Source organism: Rhizobium sp. P1_E6, from assembly GCF_056405875.1.
The window spans coordinates 1-15,470 of sequence record NZ_JBFUBG010000073.1 but is presented as its reverse complement, the minus strand read 5'-3'; the positions used below and the strand labels follow the sequence as shown (position 1 = coordinate 15,470).

General features: G+C 57.7%; 14 protein-coding genes and 2 pseudogenes. 3 read left to right on the top strand and 13 right to left on the bottom strand.

All coding sequences use genetic code 11. The annotated features are described in order from the left end of the window. The 6 genes from AC1D35_RS26115 to AC1D35_RS26090 all read right to left on the bottom strand — a co-directional run bounded on the left by AC1D35_RS26115 (position 1) and on the right by AC1D35_RS26090 (position 6,778). Positions 1–1,398 carry a M20/M25/M40 family metallo-hydrolase gene (locus AC1D35_RS26115; RefSeq protein WP_477940771.1) on the bottom strand — a complete coding sequence of 466 codons (1,398 nt, stop codon included), beginning with the start codon at positions 1,396–1,398 and terminating at the stop codon, positions 1–3. 49 nt (positions 1,399–1,447) lie between these two features. Further along, positions 1,448–2,662 carry a trans-sulfuration enzyme family protein gene (locus AC1D35_RS26110; RefSeq protein WP_477940769.1) on the bottom strand — a complete coding sequence of 405 codons (1,215 nt, stop codon included), beginning with the start codon at positions 2,660–2,662 and terminating at the stop codon, positions 1,448–1,450. Positions 2,663–2,978: 316 nt separating this feature from the next. Beyond that, entirely contained in the window at positions 2,979–3,755 is a 777-nt protein-coding gene (locus AC1D35_RS26105) for an amino acid ABC transporter ATP-binding protein (protein WP_113335530.1), read from the bottom strand. A 3-nt stretch (positions 3,756–3,758) separates the two neighbouring features. Continuing rightward, positions 3,759–4,670 (bottom strand): amino acid ABC transporter permease, encoded by a 912-nt coding sequence (locus AC1D35_RS26100; RefSeq protein ID WP_477940766.1) that lies wholly within the window; start codon positions 4,668–4,670, stop codon positions 3,759–3,761. Between the two features lie 2 nt (positions 4,671–4,672). Further along, complete coding sequence (locus AC1D35_RS26095) at positions 4,673–5,569, bottom strand: ABC transporter substrate-binding protein (RefSeq protein ID WP_477940764.1); 897 nt, start codon at positions 5,567–5,569, stop codon at positions 4,673–4,675. 252 nt (positions 5,570–5,821) lie between these two features. After that, entirely contained in the window at positions 5,822–6,778 is a 957-nt protein-coding gene (locus AC1D35_RS26090) for a LysR family transcriptional regulator (protein WP_477940763.1), read from the bottom strand. 61 nt (positions 6,779–6,839) lie between these two features. Here AC1D35_RS26090 and AC1D35_RS26085 point away from each other — a divergent pair, with 61 nt between their 5' ends. Then, complete coding sequence (locus tag AC1D35_RS26085; RefSeq protein ID WP_477940761.1) at positions 6,840–7,643, top strand: phytanoyl-CoA dioxygenase family protein; 804 nt, start codon at positions 6,840–6,842, stop codon at positions 7,641–7,643. Between the two features lie 131 nt (positions 7,644–7,774). Here AC1D35_RS26085 and AC1D35_RS26080 read toward each other — a convergent pair whose 3' ends face one another. Beyond that, positions 7,775–8,650, bottom strand: a complete 876-nt coding sequence (locus AC1D35_RS26080) for a LysR substrate-binding domain-containing protein (protein ID WP_477940759.1) — start codon at positions 8,648–8,650, stop codon at positions 7,775–7,777. Positions 8,651–9,015: 365 nt separating this feature from the next. Between AC1D35_RS26080 and AC1D35_RS26075 the strand changes: the two genes are divergently transcribed. Then, positions 9,016–10,002 (top strand): asparaginase, encoded by a 987-nt coding sequence (locus AC1D35_RS26075; RefSeq protein WP_477940757.1) that lies wholly within the window; start codon positions 9,016–9,018, stop codon positions 10,000–10,002. 208 nt (positions 10,003–10,210) lie between these two features. Beyond that, a pseudogene (locus AC1D35_RS26070) lies at positions 10,211–10,469 on the top strand (ATP-binding cassette domain-containing protein); the annotation flags it as partial. A 75-nt stretch (positions 10,470–10,544) separates the two neighbouring features. Here AC1D35_RS26070 and AC1D35_RS26065 read toward each other — a convergent pair. From AC1D35_RS26065 to AC1D35_RS26040, 6 genes and pseudogenes are all read right to left on the bottom strand, one after another. Beyond that, positions 10,545–11,657 carry an NAD(P)/FAD-dependent oxidoreductase gene (locus tag AC1D35_RS26065; protein WP_477940755.1) on the bottom strand — a complete coding sequence of 371 codons (1,113 nt, stop codon included), beginning with the start codon at positions 11,655–11,657 and terminating at the stop codon, positions 10,545–10,547. Beyond that, positions 11,647–13,065: an FAD/NAD(P)-dependent oxidoreductase gene (locus AC1D35_RS26060; RefSeq protein ID WP_477940753.1), complete on the bottom strand. Its 1,419-nt coding sequence runs from the start codon at positions 13,063–13,065 to the stop codon at positions 11,647–11,649. The genes AC1D35_RS26065 and AC1D35_RS26060 overlap by 11 nt, the downstream gene beginning before the upstream one ends. Further along, positions 13,062–13,385 carry a (2Fe-2S)-binding protein gene (locus tag AC1D35_RS26055; protein ID WP_477940751.1) on the bottom strand — a complete coding sequence of 108 codons (324 nt, stop codon included), beginning with the start codon at positions 13,383–13,385 and terminating at the stop codon, positions 13,062–13,064. The genes AC1D35_RS26060 and AC1D35_RS26055 overlap by 4 nt, the downstream gene beginning before the upstream one ends. Positions 13,386–13,413: 28 nt before the next feature. Continuing rightward, a complete protein-coding gene (locus tag AC1D35_RS26050; protein WP_477940749.1) occupies positions 13,414–14,187 on the bottom strand; it encodes an amino acid ABC transporter ATP-binding protein in 774 nt (257 codons plus the stop codon). A 12-nt stretch (positions 14,188–14,199) separates the two neighbouring features. Continuing rightward, on the bottom strand, positions 14,200–15,345 hold the full coding sequence (locus AC1D35_RS26045; protein WP_477940747.1) for an amino acid ABC transporter permease: 1,146 nt from the start codon (positions 15,343–15,345) through the stop codon (positions 14,200–14,202). A 1-nt stretch (position 15,346) separates the two neighbouring features. Beyond that, a pseudogene (locus AC1D35_RS26040) lies at positions 15,347–15,470 on the bottom strand (amino acid ABC transporter permease); the annotation flags it as partial.

The window sequence follows — 15,470 nt, the reverse complement described above, 5'->3', positions numbered from 1 at the left end:
TCAGTTACCGGCGTCCTGTTGGATCTCTTCAAAGATCCTCACCCAACTACGAGCTCCCTTTCGCAGCCGTTCAGTATCATAGCGTTCGTCCGGTGCGTGGATGGCATCGCCCGGCAAGATAAACCCGATGACCACACATTCAGCGCCCAGCCCGCGGCTGAACTGCTCCACAAGCGGAATGGCGCCACCTGTCCCGCGAAGCACGGCGGGCGTCCCCCACTCCGCCAGCAGGCCGCGCGACGAAGCCGTCAAAAACCTGCTCTCCTGTGACAGCACCACCGCGGAGCTTCCACCAACACCTTCGAACTCCACTTTGCATCCTGCAGGCAGACGAGCCTCGACATGGCTGCGGAACCGGTTCCTGATGGTTTCTGGCTCCTGGCCGGCAACAAGTCTGAAGGACAGACGGGCAGTGGCGGATCCGGGTAGGACCGAACGTTCGCCAGGCCCCTGGTTCCCGCCGGTAATCCCGTTGATGTCGAGGGCTGGTCTGCCCCACATCGCTTCCAACGATGAATACCCCTCCTCCGTGACGCCTCCTGTGAGGTCGACGTCACCGATGAGGCTTCGTTCTTTTGCTAGCTCGCCCCATAGTTGCCGAACGTTCTCCGGGATGTCTCGGACGCCGTCATAGAAGCCCTCGATCGCTACCTTGCCTTTTGCGTCGTGGAGCCCGGCAAGGATCGTGCTCAGGATCCGGATCGGATTTGCGGCAACCGCCCCGTAGTGCCCCGAATGAAGGTCGGGATTGGGGACAAAAATTTTTACACGTTCGTGCAGCAGTCCCTTGAGCTGAGTAGTGATCGCCGGTTGCGTCGATGACCACATCTCGGCGTCACATATGAAAGCGACGTCGCACGCAAGCTCGCTCCGATGACGTTCGATGAAATAGGGCAGACTGGGCGATCCGCATTCTTCCTCTCCTTCCAGAAGGATAATGACATCGGCCGGAAACTCGCCGTAAACCGATTTCCAAGCCCGCAAGGCCTCGATAAATGTCCAGAGCTGGCTTTTGCTGTCGGAAGAACCACGCCCGTAGAGACGATGCAGACCATCTTCCTCGATCACCCGAGGCGCAAACGGCGCATGTGTCCATTGGGCGAGATCCCCCACCGGCTGCACATCATAATGCCCATAGAACAACAGGCTGGGGCGCTTTGCACCCGCGACAACTGCCGATCGTGCCAACACGACTGGATGTCCCTTGGTCGCAACGATCTGCGCCGGAAGCCCGTTCGTATCCAGTTCCTGCTTCAACCATTCAGCCGCGCGGGCGATTCCGGCTTCGCCCGAAGGCTCGCTCGATATCGACGGTATGGTGATCAGCTCAAGCAGTTTGGCCACGGTGACATCGAAGTTCAGGTCGATATCATCGAATACGTCATCTCTGTTGGGCACGTCTCTGTTTCCTTATTTATCTACCAGCGAGAACGCGGCGGAAGACCAATCAGCCACGGCTCGAAGCCGATCTCCGGCTTTTGCTTGACGACGATTTTATCCGGGCGTCGAGCGCTGCGAGCATTCCGTCTATATCGGCCCACAATTCGTTTTCGTCCTCAAGGCCGATACTCAGCCTTAGAATGACATCGGGTCCCGACCAGGATGTCGCTGTCCGAAATGCGTCGATGGACATCGGAGCTGCAAGGCTCCTGGTCCCGCCCCAGGATGCGCCAATCGCAAAGACCTTCAACGTGTCAAGAGCGGCCGCCACATGGGCCGCAGCCTCTGACTTGAAGACGATGCTGAACACTCCGCTTGACCCCAGGAAATCCCGCTTCCAAAGCGCATGACCAGGAAAGCTCTCGAGCGCGGGATGAAGGACCTGCTCGACTGCCGGATGATCCGCGATCTTGGCGGCGAACTGCAGGGCAACTCGTTCAGAGTGCCGCAGACGCACACCGAGCGTTTCGAACCCGCGTAATACCAGTGATGCATCGTCCGGAGAGACGCCGATGCCCATCCTGCCAATCAACGACCGGATCGGCTTAATGAGCGCGGCGTCCTTGATGGTGATCGATCCCATCAGCACGTCGGAGTGACCCGATACGAACTTGGTTAGCGCTTCGGTTACGATGTCAGCACCGTGCTCAAGCGGCTTGAAGTTCAATGGTGTCGCCCATGTGTTATCGACGCCCACCAACGCTCCGTGCCCATGAGCTATGGCCGCAATCTTCGGCAGATCGACGATTTCCATCGTCGTCGAACCCGGACTTTCGCACCAGACGATCTTCGTTGATTTCTGCATCCTCGACGCAACGTCCTCAGGCGACCGGGGATCGAAAAACTCGACCTCGACACCGAGACGGCGCAAGTCTGTTTCTGCCAGATCCCGCATCGGTGGATAGGCCGTATCGGCAATCAGGATATGATCACCGGTTGCTAGGAATGGTAGCACTGCAAGCGCGTTCGCAGCCTGGCCCGAAGGCGTGAGAAAACTCCAGGCACCGCCTTCAAGGCTAGTCAGCTTGGCTTCGAGGGTGCGTGTCGTCGGCGTTCCGTACAGACCATAAGAATAACCTTCATGGCCGCGATCGCCTCGCGAGGCGTAGGCGGCTGCGTCTTTGAACACGATTGTCGAGGCGCGGTGCACGCCGACGCCGAGCGGCGAAAATCCTTCATTCGTGACCTCAGGTGTAAGGACACATTGTGTGAGATCGTTCATGAGCGAACCTTTCTAAAACGGCTTCGATCTGCTGAAGCAATCAATGCCAAAGCGACTGAACCTGCGCTGTGCTATTCTCGGGAGTTACCGAGTATGGAGAAAGTGATCTGGATCGTTGACCCCTCGAAGCGCCCGGTGCGCTTTCGATGTATTTGCTTGAGATCCCTTGTGTGTCCTCGTGTGTTCTCGAGCGAAGGGCCCCCTCCGCTCGCAGTTGAGCACAAGCAATCGCCTTCGGTGTCGAATTCTTGCAGGGTTCATCCAGAGGTCGTGCTGAGAGATGAAAGGAGCTGTATCTGACCATGCTCACCCCCGCTCACAGCACCTTGGACAGAAACGCCGCGGTACGCGGGTTCTTCGGGCTGGCGAGCATGGTGCGAGGGTGCCCTTCTTCAACGATCTGGCCCTGATCCATGAAGACCAGGTGATTGCCAACCTCCCGAGCGAATCCGATCTCGTGCGTTACGACCACCATCGTGATACCGCTTCGTGCCAGATCCTTGATGACATCAAGGACCTCGCCGACAAGTTCGGGATCGAGCGCCGATGTCGGTTCGTCGAACAGCATGACCTCCGGTTCCATCGCCAATGCACGGGCTATCGCGACACGCTGTTGCTGGCCGCCCGAAAGCTGCGCAGGATAACGGTTGCCGAAACCGTCCAGCCCAACACGTTTCATAAGCTCATTGGCCTTGGACCGAGCTTGCTCTTTTGGCCAACCTTTGACGTGCGAAGGACCTTCCATGACATTTTCGAGGGCAGTCATATGTGGAAACAATTGGAACCGTTGGAATACCATTCCGGTCAGCCGTCGCTGTGCGGCGATCTGGCTCAGTGACAGAGGATGGAACCGACCATCTCGCTCGACAAAGCCTTGCAATTCGCCTTTCAGGAACACCCGGCCCGCAGAGATATTCTCCAGCTGGTTGATGCATCGGAGTAATGTCGATTTGCCAGATCCTGACGGTCCGATCGCAACACAGACTTCGCCTCGCTTCACGCGAAGATCGACGCCCTTGAGCGCATGTACCGGGCCATAGAATTTGTGAATATTCTGCATTTCGACGCAGAATTCGGGTATGTTTGCGTTCATGGCCTACTCCACCCGGGCTGGATGAACGGAAACGCCCTTACCGAAATGGCGTTCGAGGAAATGCTGACCGACCATCAGCAAGCTGGTAATGGCGAGATACCAGGTTCCGGCCACGAGCAGCAGCGGGATCGGGAGATAAAGCCGATTTGAAATCGCGTTGGTCGCGAAGGTCAGATCAAGTGTGAATGGAATTGCCAGAACAAGAGACGTCATCTTGAGCATGCCGATGGTTTCATTCCCGGTTGGCGGGATGATCACGCGCATTGCCTGCGGCATGAGAATCCGCCACCAGATCTTTGGCGGCTTCATCCCAAGTGCTTGTGCAGCCTCGGCCTGCCCCGGATCGATGGAGTTAAACCCGGCGCGGAATATTTCTGTCAGGTAGGCGGATTCATTGAACCCAAGTCCGAGGATAGCAGCCACTGCCGGTGTAACGATGTATTTCGTCTCGATGCTGATGATGTCGGGACCGAACGGGATTGCCAGGCTGAGGTTGGGAAAAAGAACAGCGAAGAGGCCCCAGAAAAGCAACTGCGTATAGATCGGCGTCCCGCGGAAAAACCACACCCAGGAGTAGGCAAGCCCGCGCAGAACAGGATTTTCACTGTCACGCATGACCACGAGCAACCCGGCGACCACGATTGCTACCGTCATCGCAATGACCGTTAGTAGAAGTGTCCAGCCAACGCCCCGGACGACCTGCGGCGAAAACAGATATGTGAGGTAGACGTCCCAATGGAAGTTGGGATTGGCGGAGACTGCCTGGCCTATCTGGAGAGCGATGATCGCCAGGATGGCGATGGCCAGCCAGCGACCCGGATGGCGTCGAGGGACCACGACGTTGCGTGTTATTCCCGGTTTGTTAAGGGAGGCCGGCGTCAGGCCGACCCCCATGTTCTCGATGTTGGAAGCCATGGTCAGATCTTGACTTCGGGGTTGACCAGGGCCTTGTCGATGATAACCGAACCGATGCCCCACGTATCGAGAAGCGACTTGTACGTCCCGTCAGCGATCAGGGAGTTGATCGTATCTGCAATAAGCTGGGTGAGAGCCATATCCGGTTTGGCGACAGCGATACCATTCGGGCCGTGTTTGCTCAGCGGTCCGGACGTGGACTTCAGCGTTTCAAGCTGACCTCTCGACTGTTTGGCGGCGTAGCCGATTCCGGCCTCACCGGAGACCGTCGCATCCGCGCCGCCGGCAGCCACACGTGTCAGCGTTTCGGGCTGCTTCGAAAACGGAAGAATTTCAATTTCTGCCTTACCTCCGGCTTTGCACTGATCATTCTCCTGGTTGATCGAGCGTTCGAAGTAGGTGCCGGATTGAATAGCGATCTTTCGACCGCAGAGATTCGTCGGGTCGAACTTCGTCGGATTGCCAGCCTTGACAGCCCACAGGCTCCCGGTATCGGCGTAGCTGACAAAATTGACTGCCTTCATACGCTCGTTCGTAATGGAAAATGCCGAGACCCCGATATCGAACTTGGTGCCCAAGGCCGGAAGAATCGCTTCAAATGCAGCCGTCTGGAAATCGATTTTCACACCGAGCTTCTTGCCAATGGCGTTTGCGATGTCCACGTCAATTCCTTCAGGCGTTTGCCCATCCTTTTCACTGAGAAATTCCCATGGCGCGTAGGACGTGTCGGAACCAATCGTAAGAACGCCGGCCGATTTGATCTTTTCGGGTAGGCGGGCAGCGAGAGCTTCCTCGACCTTGATCGCGGACGTGTCGAAACTCTGGGCAAAGCTGTCGCCGCCCGGGGCGAATACGGCAAGCACTGCAATCATTGGGAGGCGACTGGTCGTTTTGAACATTGATGTTCCCCATATTGTTGTTGCGGCGGACGAGCAGACATCTTGGGAGGACCGGCATCTGCTTTCCGACACGGGCAATATGAGACCCACGCATATCTGCGTCCAATAGTAAGAATCGGGCTGTCTATTCGTACAGGTTATAGGTTTTAGTGTTCAGTTTGGGTCGTCGCCGGCCCATCTAGCATTCAAGCACAAATGGTGTGAGGTACCACGCCTTCCTAAGCGTTGGATGTCAGCCGATCGTGAACCTGTTCACCGATTACAAGCCAATGCCGCTGCCACCCCATCTGAACGGGTTTGAGCAAACGTCGAAATTGTGGCACGCACCAGCCCTAGTGGCTCCGGCTGAAGGCCGGTATAAGCAAGGACAACCGGCTCGATGGCATACGCATCGGTGATCTGGACCCGCACGACCTGCCTGCCATCATAGGTCGTCGATCCCGGAGGGTTGGTATAACTAATCCCGATCCCCTCGCCATTTGCAGAGAGACTACGAAGCAACTCAATGGATGCCGCTCGGTGTTTGACCGTGGGAGTTAAACCAATTGTCCGGAATAGACCGAGCATGTGACGCACAGACAAAGCCTGATCGGACAAGATTAAAGGGCGATCGGCAATTTCGGCCAGAGAAATGGTCTCACGCAACGCTAGTTCGTCCTCGGGCGAGATCCAAATCCAGGGAGCCACGTGGACCAGCAGATCACGCTGGAAACTGGCGTCAAGGCCAAGGTCATAGGTCAATCCAAGATCAATCTGCCCCGACAGCAGTGCGCTCGTGAGCGTTTCAAACGACATCGCAAGCACCTGGAACTCTGTGTCAGGACAGGTTTCTCTGAGCTTCACAATGACAGGAGCAAACCATGCAGGTGCGAGTTCCTCAAGGATTCCTATTCTCACGCGTGCCTGTCTTCGTCGCGACATTGCGCCGGGCTGCTCCAACCGATCGGCATCAGCAATGAGATCCTCAGCGTCTTTTAAAAAAATCCGTCCGAACGCGGTCGGGGTAATCGCCACTCCCTTTCGGCGAATGAATAGCGGGAAACCCACGCGGTTCTCAATGTGCGTGATTGCCACCGATAGCGCGGGTTGAGACACACTCAACTGATGCGAGGCCGCTGACATACTCCCGGCTTTGCCGATAGCGACGATGTATTCGAGCTGACGCAATGAAACATGCAACATCAGATTATGACCTTCTTCCAAAGACATTATTAGAAATTAACTAGATCATCCGCCACCATGCAACTTGCAACGGAGGCAAAAGAAACCAATGAAAAATTCATTCGCAACCCCGGATCAGATCAAGACATTCCAGACTGAAGGCGTGGTTTTGATAAAGGGGCTGTTCAGCGATCATGTGGAGACCCTGAGACGAGGCGTTGAAGTCAACATGGCTCACCCGGGTCCATACGCCGCAGAAAACCTGAAAACGGGAGATAGCGGCCGGTTCTTCGACGACTACTGCAACTGGGAACGCATTGACGAGTTCCGTGACGTCATCCGCCAATCACCAGCGGCCGAGGTAGCCGCGGACCTCATGTCTTCTGAAGCAGTGCAATTGTTTCATGACCACGTTCTGGTCAAGGAGCCCGGCACGTCCAGGCCGACGCCCTGGCACCAGGATGGTCCCTATTACTTCGTGGACGGAAAACAGACTATAAGTTTCTGGTCGCCGCTTGACCCTGTGCGTGAAGCCTCACTGCGATGTGTCGCCGGCTCGCACCTTTGGGATAAACCGGTCCTACCGACGCGGTGGTTGTCGGAGGAGAACTTTTATCCCGACGATGATCTCTACATGCCCGTACCGGACCCAGACGCCGAGGGAATGCCGGTTCGCGAATGGGAAATGGAGCCGGGTGATGCCGTCGCCTTCAACTACTACGTTTTACATGGGGCGCGCGGCAATCAAAGCGCCACACGACGTCGGGCGTTTTCGCTCCGCCTGGTCGGCGATGACGTTAGATATATCGAGCGGCCGGGGCGAACGTCACCGCCTTTTCCGGGTCACGGCATGAAAAACGGCGATCGGCTGAGGGAAGACTGGTTCCCCGTTCTTTGGCGGCGTCCAGAATAACATAAGGGGCCGGATCAAAGCTCCTCACGTTGAACGCGCTGTCGCCTGACGTCACGCGGACGCGTATGGATCGTTTCCGGCCTCTTATAACATGCCAGAAACGAACCTCGTACATTACCCGCCGGAATAGCTCAGATTGCCTGCCTCAAATCGTCGATAAATTCCTGCAGGTGCCGTGACGCTATCCGGTTGGGTGGGGTGATTAACAGAGTCCGGAAATACAACCCTGTTTCGAATGGTCTCAATGTCAGGCCACGCCCGATAAAGGGTTCGGCGGTCAGTGGATCGACAAGTCCGACGCCAATTCCCGCCGCGACCATCGCACAGATCGTTGTTGAATACGGCGTTTCCATCACCACTCTCACCTTTACGCCGAGGCTCTGGAAAACAGTTTCGGCTTCGCCTCGCGTCGTATCTTCAGGAGCTAAAGCGATAAAGGGGATGCCATCCAGGTCCTGTGGGCGGATCGTTTCGAGCATTTCCAGCGGATGACCAACAGGAACGGCAACGGCCACACGAAATTGAGCGAACGCCGTAACCTCGACACCGGTCTGGTCTATTTCATCAGCGACAATGCCGAGATCAAATTGGCCAGATGCCACGAGATCCCTGACGGTCGATGACATCCGCGCCTGAAATGTAATAGCTACATTCGGGTTGCGGGACATGAATACATTCAACGCGCGCGGCAGCACATTCGTCGAAAGCGCCGAAAGGCAGGCAATTCTCAATTCACCAGATCCAAAATCGCGAATTCTGGCCGCCGCGCCACGCAGATGACTGAGGCCAAGATAAGCATGCTCTACCTCACGGTAAAACAGCTGCCCCTCGGGAGTCGGATGCAGCCTTCCTTTAACACGGCTGAACAGATCGAAGCCGAGAGACCGTTCGAGTTCCATGATCATTTTGCTCACCGCAGGCTGGGAGACGTGTAATATTTCAGCCGCACGTGCCGTAGTACCATTCGTCATAACAACCCGGAAAATTTCAATCTGCCTGAGGTTCATCGCACGCTTCCAAGAAAGCCAAAGCTTCAGGGAAGCCTTGGGGCAGGATTTTTCAATAAAATAGCCCCGTCACGTCACCATCTGACGTCATCGCAGGTTTGCTCGTCTACGCACCGATGAAACTGAGAGACTAAACTTCCGCGCATGTTTCACGAGAACACTGTCTTTGCACCCATGCCCGCAGCCTGAGCCCATTCAAGCCATCAGGTCAACACGGCGCCGTGGCGATCGTCATCCGGAACAACTGCCGGGTATGCCCCTGAGCCCTATTAACATCAATTTCTCTCATACTTTTCCGGTCTGCTTGCCGCAACCGTGTAGAGGCCTCTATACCCCGACAGTCGTTCAGCGAGATTGGAACAGAAATGCTGCCAAAAGTTGCCTTCATAGGAACCGGTGGAACGATTGCTTCAATCGGGAAAGATCAGTTCGATCTTATGGATTACAACGCCGACGATGAGCGCGTTGATGCGGCCTCCCTGATAGAGAGCGTCGGCATTCAAGGGAAGATCGCCGAAATCGTTCTCGTCAACTTCAGACAGATCGACAGTACGGCGCTGACTTATAACGACTGGGCCGACCTCGCCGAGATCTGTTTGAGGCTTGCTGAGGACCCGGATTTGTCGGGCATTGTGATCGGGCATGGGACTGCGAGTTTGGAGGAGACAGCCTGGGTTTTGTCTCTGGTGCTCAAACTGAGAGTACCGGTGATCCTAACGGGATCTATGCGACCACTCACTGGCATATCGACCGATGCACATGCAAATCTCGCCGCGGCGGTCCGCGCTGCTTCGTCGCCTGATCTTCATCCAGAGGTGCTTGTCGTCTTGAACGACGAAATTCATTCACCAAGGGCGGTGACAAAGACCCACACGCTACGTCTTGGTGCCTTCCAGTCTCCGTGGACAGGCCCACTCGGTTACATCGACGGATCGGAAGTACGGATGTCACGTACTGAGGAAAGCTCCAACCGGAACCGAGGCTTTTCGCACGAGCTTCTTCGAGCCTTGCCGCGTGTTGACATTACCTACAGTCACGTTGGAGCGGACGGAAGTGCCGCCTTAGCGTTCGCGGCCGCGGGAGCGCGCGGCATTGTTTCAGCAGGCTTCGGTCCAGGCATGGCAACGCCCGCAGAGACGCTGGCCCTGAGTAAGCTGGTCGAGGCCGGCGTGATTGTCGTCCAATCTTCTCGCACGGGGGCGGGGCTCGTGGTAGATAGCGCTTATCACAAAAAGATCGGGATCATCGCGGGCAGCGACATCAATCCCCACAAGGCACGAATCCTGCTCGCGCTTTGCCTTGCTCGGGGCGATACCCGCGAGGAAATCGAGCAGATATTTCGGTCGCTCTAATGGATGTGGGTTGTTTAAGCGGTTAGCTCACACGCTCGAAAAATCCGCAGGAAGACGCCTTCAGACATTGCTGGTCGATTGAGCTTCAATTGGCCAACCCAAATCTCGTCGCTGACCGTAATCATGATCGCCAATCTGCGCGCTGCGATCGCCGCAACTGATTTCTGCGAGCAGTTCGAGGTGACTGGAACCGTCTGCATGGGCGGCGAAGATCATGCTGTTCGATGAGCCCACCTCCGCCCTTGACCCGGAAATGGTGAAGGAGGTTCTCGACACAATGGTCTCGCTCGGAGGACGGGATGACCATGATCGTGGTTACCCACGAAATGGGGTTCGCCCGAAAAGTGGCGGACCGCGCCGTGTTTATGGAGGCTGGCGAGATCGTTGATATCGGCAATCCGCAAGAGTTTTTTGACACGCCAAGGAGCCCGCGCACGAAGAAATTCCTCGACGATATCATGCATTAGCTTACAAATGTGAGGTTGACCCCGTCTGAGCGCCAAACAACCGAACGTTCGTTAGGGAAATGAGATCGCTGTATTTCAACCGGTGCAACTCGATGCGGTAAAGCGCGTGAGACTGAAATCCCGCATCCCGTCGGGAATGCCGCCGTCTGCAATCCACCCGGCCGTCTCGAAGGCATGAATGGCGGCAAGAGACACGCCGCTGTGACACGTGACCAGGAACGCTCCAGGTACGACTTCCTCATAGACGGGTGCCGCATCGGGTGTAATGATCCTGAGTGCGGCCCAGCTGCGGATGATGCGGACATCCCTGAGGAATGGGAAGAATACCTGCGCCTCCGCGGCGATCCGGCGTGTGGCCTCGAACGTTGTGTTGAGGTCGTGGCCAACCTCTTCCCAGCTGCCACCGAGCATCAGCGTGCCGTCTTCCGTCTGCCGCACCTGCTCGATGGCAAGATTGAACATCTGTGGCACACGCTCGGTTACCATGATCTGTCCGCGCACCGGCTTCACGGGGATCCGCACCCCCAGCATGTCGCCAAGGGCGACATTCCCCAGACCGGACGCAAGCACGATACGCTCCGCGGTCACCTCGCCCCTGGACGTCGTGAGCACAAATTTCGATCCGTTGTGCTTGATGTCGAGGACGCCCATGCCGGGGAGATAGCGACTGTCTCGTCGCATATAGCCGCGATGCAGCGCGTGAAGCAGCCGCAACGGATTGGCCTGACCGTCATACCTTGAATAGCTGGCTCCGGCAAAATCGGTTCCGATCTCCGGTACAAGCTTTCTGACGGACACGTGATCCAGCATGTCGAAATCATAGCGGCCGTTGAAGCGCGACTGGACCGCGGCGAGATCTTTCCCGCGCTGGGCCATCGCCTCGGGCGACCTGCAAAGGTAAAGGCCACCCTTCTGGGTGAGCCCGACATCAATGTCTGTCTCGGTGCGGAGCTTACTCGCGAACTCGGGCCAGCACTCGGCGGCACGCATCGCCCAACCCGCATAGGCGGGAAGAGAAAGTCCTTTTCCCTGCACCCATACGAGCCCGAAGTTCCCGCGGCTCGCTCGGATTGCGCTGTCACCCTCGTCCAGCACGACGCTTCGGACCTTCCGAAGTGCRAGACCATATCCAATCGAAATTCCGACGAGACCACCGCCGATTACGGCCACTTCTGTCTCAAGCTGCATGATGCGCCTCGACTATGGCGCTCTCTCCGCACCCGGCCATTTCCGCAACGGTGACAGGCTTCAACGGGAAGCGGACGTTGTAGACACCGACGTCACCGACCGGCCGCCCCGCCTCGTCCGCGATCAGGCGGGACACCGGCGGGCCGCACATGCGCCCCTGGCACGGGCCCATGCCACAGCGGGTGAACGCCTTTGCCTGCGCCGGACCGATGGCGCCATCCTCGACGGCAGACCGCACCGTGCCGGCCGTCACCTCTTCACACCGGCAGACTATGGTGGAGGCGGACGGCGCCGCGATTGAAAGGCGTGGCGGATAGAGTGCTTCGAGGAACGGACGGAAAGCATGTTCACGCCCGATGATCCTCCTTGCCCCCTGGACGGTTGCGCGCGAACGAGTGTTCGCATGTCCCATCTGCTCAAGGATTAGACCAACCGCGATTTCGGCTGACGCCGGGGCAGCGACCGCGCCGTTGACGGTAGCGCCGTCCCCGACGATGAACACGTCAGCGATACTGCTCTCTCCAAATTCGCTGATGTCCGGCTGCAGGCATTGCAGCCTCTCGTTCCAGCTGTGCTTGCACCCCAGAGCAAGGGAAAGCTGCGTGTTTGGAATGATGCCTTCATGTACCAGCAGCGTGTCGACGTCGGCTTGATCTTTTACACCATCGGCTTCGAAAGCGATCGTTTCCAATTTGCCGTTACCGCGCGCGACGAGGCCCGCGACGTTCCTATGGATCGGGATCTGGGCCGCGCGAATTTCCTGCAGCATCCGCAGTCCCTTGCGAATCTTGCCCGCGTTGCTCACAAGAGCTCCAACATTGCCGAGCGCGGCTTTGGCGACCCTCATGGGAGGCGCAGTATCGAGAAGCGCCGAGACTCTAACCCCGAGGGCAAGTAGCTGCGTCACAAACAGCAGCATCAGCGGGCCGTTTCCTGCAATCGCGACGCGTCCGACCGGAGCTATCGCGGACGACTTCAGGAGAAGCTGCGCCGCACCGACGGTCATCACACCGGGAAGCGTCCAACCCTCGAACGGCACGGGCCGCTCGATCGCGCCAGTGGCCAGGATAAGTTTTCGAAATGCCAGGCGCCGGGACCGTTGATCCATGGTGTAGCACGCGACGCCGCCCTGTTCCTTCATGTCTATGCGCCATAGACTCGCGCCAAAGAGCGAGGTGGCGCCGGCTCGCCTGAAGCGGGAGATGGCAGCGGATCCGCCCGAATAATCAGGACCCAGCAAGACGCTATGGCGAAACGGGCCGCCCTCCAGCCCTCGATAAATCTGCCCCCCGGCATCGGGACGTTCGTCGATGAGTACGACAGAGAGGCCCTCCGTTGCTGCCATCGTCGCCGCGGCCATTCCAGCTGGCCCGCCGCCCACGACAAGAATATCGACGGCTTCGATCACTCTTCGAACTCCTTGAGTTTGGTACTGGTTGCCAGTACCAGCTGCCGGCGAATGCGCATGCCATCTGCCACATTGCGGAGACATCCCTGCTGGTTCGGTACTCCGTCGATCTCGACCAGGCATTCGAAGCATGCGCCCATCATGCAGAATGGCGCCCTTTCCGCTCCGGAAACGACATTTCGGCGGTAGGGGTGCAGGTCGCTGAGAAGCAGGACGGCGGCAACCGTATCGCCTTCAAAGCAGGTGGCTTCGCGACCGTCGATCTCCAAGACGACAATCCTGCGCGCGTCGGGCAGATTCACCTTGCTGAACAAAAACATCTTTCGAGATCCTTTCCGCGCCGTCCGATCAGTGCAGGATCTGGCTGAGGAACAGCTTGGTGCGCTCGTGCTGAGGATTGTCGAAGAATTCAGCCGGCGAATTCTGCTCGACGATCTGGCCCTGGTCCATGAAGATCACACGGTTCGCAACCTGGCGGGCAAAGCCCATTTCGTGGGTGACGCAGAGCATCGTCATGCCTTCTTCGGCAAGGCCCACCATCGTRTCCAGCACTTCCTTGATCATCTCCGGATCGAGCGCCGAGGTCGGCTCGTCGAACAGCATGATCTTCGGGTTCATGCAGAGCGAGCGGGCAATCGCCACGCGCTGCTGCTGGCCACCCGAAAGCTGGCCCGGATATTTGTTGGCCTGCTCGGGAATCTTGACGCGCTTCAAGAAGTGCATGGCGATATCTTCGGCCTGCTTCTTCGGCATCTTGCGCACCCAGATCGGCGCCAGCGTGCAGTTTTCCAGGATYGTCAGATGCGGGAAGAGGTTGAAGTGCTGGAACACCATGCCGACTTCACGGCGCACTTCGTCGATCTTCTTGAGGTCGTTGGTCAGTTCCGTRCCRTCAACGAMGATCTGSCCCTTCTGGTGCTCTTCCAGACGGTTGATGCAGCGGATYATCGTCGATTTGCCGGAACCCGACGGGCCGGCGATGACGATGCGCTCGCCGCGCATGACCTTCAGGTTGATGTCGCGRAGMACGTGGAARTCACCRTACCACTTGTTCATGTTGACGATATCGACGGCGACGTCGGTCGTCGACACGGTCAATTTCTTGGTGAGGGGCTCTGCCATTGTTGTTCCTTCTTATCTCGTGTGGCCGGTGTCGAGATGACGTTCCATGAATGCTGAATAGCGCGACATGCCGAAGCAGAAAAGCCAGAAGGCGAAGCCGGCGAAAATCAGTCCGGTCAGCGGCGTTACCGCGGTTGCCCAGTTCGCGTCGGTGAAGTTCAGCCGCACGATGCCGAGCAGGTCGAACATGCTGATGATCGATACCAGCGACGTATCCTTGAACATGCCGATGAAGGTGTTGACGATGCCGGGGATTACCAGCTTGATCGCCTGCGGCATGATGATCAGCCGCATTTTTTGCCAGTAGCCGAGGCCAAGCGAATCCGCACCCTCGAACTGTCCTTTCGGAATGGCCTGCAGGCCGCCGCGAATGACCTCGGCCATATAGGCTGAGGCGAAGATCGACACGCCGATGATGGCGCGCAGAAGCTTGTCCACGGTCCAGCCTGCCGGCAGGAACAGCGGCAATACCACGCTGGCCATGAAGAGGACCGTGATCAGCGGCACCCCGCGGACGACTTCGATGAAAACGATGCTCACCATGCGGATGACAGGCATATGCGACCGTCTGCCGAGCGCCAGAAGAATACCGACCGGGAAGGAGACGACGATGCCCACGAAGGAGAGCACCAGCGTCACCATGAGCCCACCCCAGAGCGGGGTATCGACGATTTCGAGGCCGAAGCCGCCATAAAGCAGAACGAAGGATACGATTGGCAGCACCRGGAAGAGCAGGATCGCATTCAACCCCTTGCGCGGCGCCGACGGGATGAGCATCGGTACGAGCAGAAGCACGAAGAGAATGCCGACCAGCGTCGGCCGCCAGCGCTCGTCGAGCGGATAGCGTCCATAGATGAACTGGTCGAACTTGGCGTTGACGAAGGCCCAGCAGGCGCCACTCCAACCATCAGGCTGGATGCCGCCCTGCACGGTCGTCGCACAGAAGGTGCGATCCGTACCGGTCCAGACCGCCTGTACGAACAGCCAGTTGAAGGCATGCGGCAGTGCCCAGGCAAGAAAGGTGGCGGCCAGAAGCGTGAGGACGATGTCCTTGGGCGTCGCAATCAGATTGCGGCGGATCCAGGCGCCGGCGCCCTTTTCTCCCGATGGCGGCGGCTCCTGCGACAGCATGGTGGTTCTGACGAAACTATCGCTCATCTTATCTCTCCACCAGAGCCATCTTGGCGTTGAACCAGTTCATCAGCAGCGAAGTGGCAACGCTCAGTGCCAGATAGATGACTGCCCAGATGAGGATCACTTCAACGGACTGGCCTGTTTGGTTG

What these genes read in the sequence shown, in the direction of transcription:
- AC1D35_RS26110 (WP_477940769.1), bottom strand. Translation starts at nt 2,662, where the DNA reads ATGAACGATCTCACACAATGTGTCCTTACACCTGAGGTCACGAATGAA.
- AC1D35_RS26105 (WP_113335530.1), bottom strand. Translation starts at nt 3,755, where the DNA reads ATGAACGCAAACATACCCGAATTCTGCGTCGAAATGCAGAATATTCAC.
- AC1D35_RS26100 (WP_477940766.1), bottom strand. Translation starts at nt 4,670, where the DNA reads ATGGCTTCCAACATCGAGAACATGGGGGTCGGCCTGACGCCGGCCTCC.
- AC1D35_RS26095 (WP_477940764.1), bottom strand. Translation starts at nt 5,569, where the DNA reads ATGTTCAAAACGACCAGTCGCCTCCCAATGATTGCAGTGCTTGCCGTA.
- AC1D35_RS26090 (WP_477940763.1), bottom strand. Translation starts at nt 6,778, where the DNA reads ATGTCTTTGGAAGAAGGTCATAATCTGATGTTGCATGTTTCATTGCGT.
- AC1D35_RS26085 (WP_477940761.1), top strand. Translation starts at nt 6,840, where the DNA reads ATGAAAAATTCATTCGCAACCCCGGATCAGATCAAGACATTCCAGACT.
- AC1D35_RS26080 (WP_477940759.1), bottom strand. Translation starts at nt 8,650, where the DNA reads ATGAACCTCAGGCAGATTGAAATTTTCCGGGTTGTTATGACGAATGGT.
- AC1D35_RS26075 (WP_477940757.1), top strand. Translation starts at nt 9,016, where the DNA reads ATGCTGCCAAAAGTTGCCTTCATAGGAACCGGTGGAACGATTGCTTCA.
- AC1D35_RS26055 (WP_477940751.1), bottom strand. Translation starts at nt 13,385, where the DNA reads ATGTTTTTGTTCAGCAAGGTGAATCTGCCCGACGCGCGCAGGATTGTC.